At 74.0% G+C, this 7,906-nt stretch carries 2 protein-coding genes; both read right to left on the bottom strand.

Features of this window, described 5'->3' with window-relative positions:
- On the bottom strand, positions 1-3,119 hold a 3,119-nt coding region (locus EYA84_RS21685; protein WP_131054884.1), incomplete at its 3' end, for an amino acid adenylation domain-containing protein.
- Positions 3,116-7,906, bottom strand: a 4,791-nt coding sequence (locus EYA84_RS21690; RefSeq protein ID WP_131054885.1) for a non-ribosomal peptide synthetase, incomplete at its 5' end; no start/stop codon positions are given. The genes EYA84_RS21685 and EYA84_RS21690, both read right to left, overlap by 4 nt.

A 7,906-nucleotide genomic window follows, 5' to 3' on the forward strand; every position in this document is an offset into this window, starting at 1 on the left:
GCGGCGAACAGCCCGGCGGCGCGGAACGCGTCCACCATGGCCGGCAGCGCGACGTCGTCGAGCCGGTGGGCGTACGCGAGGTAGCGCTCCCGGTCGACACCGGCGAGCGTGCTGTCGGCGTCGACGCAGGCGTCCACGCCGAGCTGCCGCAGGGCGGCCTGGTCGTGCTCGGCCTGCGCAGCGGTGACCGGCCGTCCGGCGGGTTCGACGAACGCGGCCAGCCGCCGCTCCAGCGGGGTGTCGCCGTCGACCACCACCACCGCCCCGGCGACCGCCGGATGTCCGCCCAGCGCCGCCTCGATCTCGGCCAACTCGATCCGGTAGCCCCGGATCTTGACCTGGAGGTCCTCCCGGCCGAGGAACTCGATGGTGCCGTCGGGCAGGTACCGGCCCAGGTCACCGGTGCGGTACAGCCGCTCACCGGTCTGCGGGTGCACGACGAAGCGCTCGGCGGTGCGCTCGCGGTCGTTGAGGTAGCCCACCGCCAGCCCCACACCGCCGATGTACAGCTCGCCGCTGACCAGGTCCGGACGGGGCCGCAGGGCCGCGTCGAGCACGTGGAAGCTCTGGTTGGTCAGCGGGCGGCCGTACGGGATGCTGCGCCACTCCGGGTCGACCTGCTCGATCGGATACCAGATCGACCAGATGGACGCCTCGGTCGCCCCGCCGAGGCTGACGATGCGCAGTCCGGGCACCCGGGCACGGATCTGGTCCGGCAGCGCCACCGGGATCCAGTCGCCGGAGACCATCGCCAGTCGCAGTCCGTCCGGCACGGTGGCGGTGGCCGAGACGAGGTAGTCGTGCAGCATCTGCAACTGGGCCGGCACCGAGTTCCACACCGTGACGCCGTGCGTGCCGACCAGGTCGGCCCAGTGCGACGGGTCCCCGCGCCGCTGCGGGTCGGGCAGCACCACCGCGCCGCCCACCGAGAGCGGGCCGAAGACGTCGTACACCGACAGGTCGAAGCCGAGGTTGGAGAGGCCGAGCACCCGGTCGTCGGGGCCGACGCCGAAGCGGTCGTTGATGTCGAGCACCGTGTTCACCGCGCCACGGTGATTGATCATGACGCCCTTGGGGCTACCGGTGGAGCCGGAGGTGTGGATGATGTACGCCAGCTCCTCCGGGTCGCCGGAGCCCTCGACCGGCTGCGGCTGCCCGGTGCCGAGCAGGTCCACGTCGAGCAGGCGCAGCCCCTCGGCCCAGCCGTCCCGGTCCACTCCGGACTGGGTCAGCGCGCACCGGATCCCGGCGTTGGTCAGGATGGTCCGGCGGCGCGCCGCCGGCTGCGAGGTGTCCACCGGTACGTAGACGCAGCCGGCCAGCAACGCGCCGAGCACCGCGACGACCTGCTCCCAGCCCCGGTCCATGACCACCGCGACCAGTTCCTGGCGGCGGCAGCCGGCGGCGGTCAGCGCCTCGGCCACCCCGGCGGCCCGACCGAGCAGCTCGGCGTAGTCCAGCGTGCGGTCGGCGGCGACGACGGCGGGCCGGTCCGGGGTGCTCAGCGCCTGCAACACCACCCTGTCGTGCAGCATCCCGGCGGGGACCGGGGCCTGCGTCCGGTTGGTCTCGGCGCGACGGTCCCGCGTCGCCTCGGGCGGGTCCGGGTGCCCGGTCCCGGTCCAGGCCGCGTCGTCGCCGGCCAGCCGGTGCAGCACCGCGTCGTACGCGGCGAACATGTCGTCGACCACGCCGGGCGGGAAGACCTCCTCGCGGACGTCCCAGTTGGACACCAGGCCGCCGTCACGCTCGATGTTCTGGCAGTCGATCCAGACCTGCGGCGTCTGGCTGATCCCGTAGCCCAGCTCGCCCAGCGGCGCGCCGCCGGCGGCGGCCCCGGCCGAGGTGATGCCGATGGCGCTGGTGAAGACCACCGGGAAGAGGGCCGCCTCGGCGCCCTGCCGGCGGGCGATCTCCCGCATCACCTCGATGCCGCTGAACGAGCGGTGGTCCAGGTCCTCCCAGAGCTGGGCCTGCAGGTCCCGGGCCCGCTCGTCGAAGCGGCGGGTCGGGTCGGCGTCCACGGCCAGCAGGTCCACCGAGGTGAAGTCGCCGACCAGCGCGTTGACCTGGTCGTGCACCGGCGCGCGGTTGAGCAGGGTGATGTCGAGGGTGAACCGGGACCGCCGGCTGTACGCCGCGATGGTGTCCGAGAACGCGGCCAGCACCGCACCGGACGGACTGACCCCGTGCCGGCCGGCGCGCTGCCGCAGCCCCTCCCAGACCTGCGACGAGAGCCGGGTCTCCCAGCGGCGGAACCGGCCCTCGCTGTCGGCGGGACGGGCCACCGTGGGCAGTTCCGGCGCGGCCGGCAGCTCGTCGACCCGGGCCAGCCACCACTGCTTGTCCCGCTCGTGGCGCGGGCTGTCCCGCACCGCGCGCTCGGCGAGCTGGTAGTCCCGAAAGGTGATCTCCAGCGGCGGCAGCGGCTCGTCCGGCCGGTGATAGAGCCGGTGCAGCTCGTCGAGGACCACCTGGACGCTGATGAAGTCGGCGATCAGGAAGTCGATCGAGACGTGCAGCACGGTCCGGTGGTCGGCGCGGGTGATCCGGGCGGCGAACAGCGGCCACCGGTCGGGCGTGTGCACCAGGTGGTCCATCTCGGCGCGGACGGCGCTGACCGCCGCGTCGACCACCGCCTCGGGACGGCCGGTCAGGTCGATCACGGGCACCTCGAACGGCGGCACCTCCGCCAGCACGCGCTGCGCGCCGTCGGCCTCCACCACCGCGCGGAGCATGTCGTGCCGGGCGATCAGGGCCCGCCAGGCGGCGGTCATCCGCTCCGGGTCCAGCTCGGGATAGACCAGTTCGCCGTAGCCGTGACAGGCGACGCCGCCGTACGCGAACGTCTCGCCCCGCCCGAGCAGGTACGCCGCCTGCACGTCGGTGACCGGGAACGGGTCGTGCCGGTGCGCCCGGTCGGGGACCAGGGTGCCGTTGCCGGCGGCGTTGTCGAGGTGCGCGACGATCTCGTCGCGTCGGGCGCGCAACGCCTCGCGACGATCCGGCGTCATCGCCCCCTGGGGTGCCCGGAAACGCAGCTGACCGGCCTCCAACCAGACCCGTACCCCCACGCTCTCCAACTCGGCGAGCAGGTCACCGGCGGACGACTGACTCATATCGTGCCCTCCTCGAAGTCACCGGGTTCCACCGCGCCGCGGTGGGCGTCGAAGACGTCTGCCAACTGCGCCACGGTCGGCGCCAGGAACAGCTGCCGCAACGACAGCTCCACCCCGTGGCGCAGCCGCAGCGTCTCCACCAGCCGGGTGGCCAGCAGGCTGTCCCCGCCGAGGGCGAAGAAGCTCTGCTGCCGGCCGATCCGCTCGCACTCGAGCACCTCGGCCCAGATCTCGGCGATCAGCTTCTCGCTGTCCCCGCGCGGGCTCTCGTCGGCCGCGTCGTCGGGTTCGGTGTCCACCTGGGCGGTCAACGCCCGACGGTCCACCTTGCCGTTGGCGGTCAGCGGCAGCCCGGGGACGCCGACCACCCGTTCCGGCACCATGTAGCTGGGCAGCCGAGTCGCCAGGAAGCCGACCAGGGCCGCCTCGTCGACCGGTTCGTCGGCGGCGACCACGGCCAGCGCCAGCCGCCGGTGCGTACCCTCGCCGACGGTCAGCCCGACGGCGCGGGCCACCCCGGCGTACGCCTCCGCGGCCGCCTCGATCTCCCCCAGCTCGATCCGGTGCCCACGGATCTTGACCTGGAAGTCGACCCGGCCGAGGAACTCCAGCGTGCCGTCGGGCCAGTACCGGCCGAGGTCCCCGGTGCGGTACCACCGCTGTCCGTCCACGGTGACGAACTGTCGTGCGGTGGTCTCCGGGTCGCCCCGGTAGCCCCGGGCCACCCCGACACCGCCGATCCACAGCTCACCGGGGACCCAGTCCGGGCAGTCCCGGCCGCGTGGATCGACCACCCGGTAGCGCTGGTTGCGCAACGGCAGCCCGTACGGCACGGACCGCCAGTGCGCGGGCACCACGTCGATGTCACAGGCGTTGGACCAGATGGCCGCCTCGGTCGCCCCGCCGAGGGCGACGAACCGGGCCTCGGGGCACCGGTCGCGCAGCCGTCCGGGCAGGTCGAGCCCGACCCAGTCGCCGGAGAGCAGGGCCAGCCGCAGCCCGTCGGGCAGGCCGTCGGTGTCGGCCGCGACCAGCAGCATGTCCAGCAGCGCGGGCACCGAGTTCCAGATCGTCACCCCGGCACTGCGGGCGACGGCGACCCACCGGCGGGCCTCCCGCCGGTCCTCGTCGGCGACGCAGACCACCGCACCGCCGGCGCCGAGCAGACCGAAGACGTCGTACACGGACAGGTCGAAGTCGAGCGCCGAGATGGCCAGCACCCGGTCGTCGGGGCCGACGCCGTAGCGGGTGTTGATGTCGTCGACGGTGTTCAGCGCCGCCCGGTGGGTGATCTCCACGCCCTTCGGCTCACCGGTGGAGCCGGAGGTGAAGATGATGTAGGCGAGCCGGTCCGGGTCCACCCCGACCGGTGCGGGCAACGGGGTGGCGGGCGTGTCCGGCGCCACCACCGGGTGACCGGTGTCCAGGTCGGGTGGGGCGACGACGGCGCGTACCCCGGCCCGGGAGTAGATCCGGTCGCGGCGCTCGGCCGGCTGGTCGACGCCGACCGGGACGTAGTGTCCGCCCGCCGCGAGCACGCCGAGGACCGCGGCGACCTGGTCGACGCCGCGCGGCAGGGTCACCGCGACGGCGTCACCGGGCTGGACGCCGTGCGCGCGCAACGCCCCGCCGAGACGCAGCGCCCGCACGGCGAGTTCGCGGTAGTCGACCGTGAGTCCGTCGGCGGTGACCACGGCGGTCGCGTCGGGCGTGGCGGCGGCGTGCCGGAAGAAGCCGGTGTGCAGCAGGCCGGTCGGCAGCGGGCCGGCGGTGTCGTTGACCGTGTCCCGGACCCGCCGCTGCGCCGCCGGCAGCGGGGCCGGGGGCACGGCCTCCCAGTCCGCCGTGGTCAGCCGCAGCAGCAGCTCCCGGTACGCGTCGAACATGGCGTCGAGCAGGCCGGGCGGGAACAGTTCGTCGACCGAGTCCCAGTTGTAGACCAGTCCGCCGTCGCGCTCCATCACCTGGTTGTCGAGCCAGACCTGCGGGGTCTGCGAGATGCCCCAGACCAGCTCGCCGAAGGGGAAGGACATCTCGCTCATGCCACCGGCGACACCGAGGGCGCTGGTGAACACGACCGGCATGCTGACCGCGCCGCCCTGCTGACGGCGGGCCAGTTCGCGCAGCACCCACAGCGCGGAGACCGAGTCGTGGGCCATCCCCTCCCAGACCTGCTCCTGGGTGCGCCGGACCACGTCCAGCCAGGTGTCCCCCTCCCCCGCCCGATGCGCCAGCAGCAGCAGGGAGGTGAAGTCGCCGAGGATGTTGTTGATGTCGGGGTGCACGTCACGACGGTTGAACAGGGTGAGGTTGAGGGTCAGCTCCCCGCGACCGCACCAGGCCGACAGCACCTCGGCGAAGGCGGCGGCGAGCACGCTGGCCGGGGTCACCCCGTGCCGCCGGGCCTGCTCGGTCAGCCGGGCCCACTGCGTCGGGTCGAGCCGGTCCTCCCGGCGGACGAAGCGCGGGGCGACCACGGTGTCCGGGTCCACGGCGAGCGGCAGCGGCGGCGCGGGCGGGAGGCTGTCCAGCCGCTCCCGCCAGTACCGCTGGTCGTCCTCGACGGTCGACGAGTCGGCCAGCACGTAGTCACGGAAGGTCACGCCGACCGGCCGCAGCGAGGCCGCCGGGTCGGTGTAGAGCGTGGTCAGCTCGTCGAAGAAGATCACGATGCTGAGCGCGTCGAGCACGATGTAGTCGAAGCTGAACCCGATCCGGACCCGGCCGTCGGCGTACCGGACGGCGGCGATCTCCAGCAGCGGCCACCGGCTCGGGTCGGGGACCCGGTGGGCCATCCGCTCCCGCAGTTCGCGCAGTTCGGCGTCACCGCCGTCGCGGACGGTGATCCGGAACCGGTCCACCTCGGCCAGCACCCGCTGGTCGCCGTCGTCGTCGAAGATCGCGCGGAGCATGTCGTGCCGGGCGACCAGCAGGTCGACCGCGTCCTCCAGCCGGTCCAGGTCGACGTCCGCGCCGTCGAACTCCCAGTACCAGTGCGAGCCGACGCCGCCGAGCGCGAACTCGCTGCTGCGCCCCAGCCAGTACGCCCGCTGCACGTCGGTGGGGGGAAAGGGCGCGTACCGGTTCGCCGGGTCGGCCCGCAGTGCGACGGCGACCGGGCGGTCCCCCTCGACGCGGCGCAGGGTGGCGGCGAAGTCGGCCAGCACCGGGGTGGCGAAGAGTTGGCGCAGGTTCGCGCCGTCCAGCCCGGCGGCGCCGAGCAGCGCCATCGAGCGGGTGGCCACCAGGCTGTCGCCACCGGCGGCGAAGAAGCTCTGCCGCCGCCCGACGGCGGGCACCCCGAGCAGCTCGGCCCAGATCCGGGCCACCTCGCGCTCGATGTCGCCGACCGGCGGTTCGAGCTGCTCGGTCCCGGGGCGGGCGGCGTCGACCAGGCGGGCCACCGCCCGTCGGTCGATCTTGGCGTTGGCCGACAGCGGCAGATCGTCGGTGAGCACCACCCGCTCGGGCACCATGTACCCGGGCACCTGCTCGGCCAGCCAGTCACGCAGCGCGGCCGGGTCCAGGTCGGTCTCGGTGATGACGGCGACGGCGAGTTGCCGGGGCGTACCGAGGGCGACCGCGACCGCGCGGCGGACGGCGGGGTGCCGTTCCAGTGCGGTCTCGATCTCCCCCAACTCGATCCGGTGCCCCCGGATCTTGACCTGGGCGTCGGCCCGACCGAGGAACTCGACGGTGCCGTCCGGGTGGTAGCGGGCCAGGTCACCGGTGCGATACCAGCGCACCCCGTCGATCTCGCGGAACTGCGCGGCGGTGCGGTCGGGGTCGCCCCGGTAGCCGTCGGCCACCGAGAGGCCACCGATCCAGAGTTCACCGGTGACCCAGTCGGGCCGGTCCCGTCCCGCCGGGTCGGTCACCCGCATGAGCTGGTTGGCCAGGGGCACGCCGTACGGCACCGAACGCCAGTCCCCGGGCACCGGCACCGGCACCACCTGGACGGTGGAGTGGATCGCGGTCTCCGTGGTGCCGCCGAGCGCCACCAGGACCGCGCCCGGGGCCTGTGCGGCCAACCGTCCGGCCAGGTCGAGCCCGACCCAGTCGCCACCGAGCAGGGCCAGCCGCAGCGGCAGGTCGCCGTCGGCACCGGCGGTCAGCAGCATGTCCAGCAGCGCCGGCACGGACTGCCAGACGGTGACCCGGTGCCGGCGGACCAGCTCCACCCAGCGGTCGGCGTCCCGCCGCTCGTCCTCGCCGACGCAGACCAGCGCCGCACCGGCGTTCAGCATGCCGAACATGTCGTACACGGAGAGGTCGAAGTCGAGGGCCGAGACCGCGAGCACCCGGTCCTCCGGACCGACGTCGAAGCGCCGGCCGATGTCGTCGATCGTGTTGACCGCCGCCCGGTGCGGCACCTGCACGCCCTTCGGCTCGCCCGTGGAGCCGGAGGTGAACAGCAGGTAGGCCGGGTCGTCGTCGGTGCCGGGAACCGGGCCGGCGGGCGGGTACGAGCGGTCCGCCACGTCGAGCACGCACAGGTCTGCGGGCAGTTCCGGCAGGGGCACCCCGGTCACCACGTGCCGCACCCCGGCCACCGTGTGGATCCGGGCCCGGCGGGCGGCCGGCTGGTCGACGCCGACCGGCACGTACACCCCGCCGGCCCGCAGCACGCCGAGCACCGCGACGACCTGCCGTGGTCCCTTCTCGACGGTGACCGCCACCGGGTCGCCCGGACGGAGCCCGTTGGCGACCAGCGCTCCGGCGACGCGGTCGGCCTGCGCGGCCAGGTCGCCGTAGTCGAGCCGGCCGTCGGTGCCCCAGAGCAGCGC

Origin of the sequence: Verrucosispora sp. SN26_14.1 (genome assembly GCF_004307965.1) — a bacterium.
Classification (GTDB): domain Bacteria; phylum Actinomycetota; class Actinomycetes; order Mycobacteriales; family Micromonosporaceae; genus Micromonospora.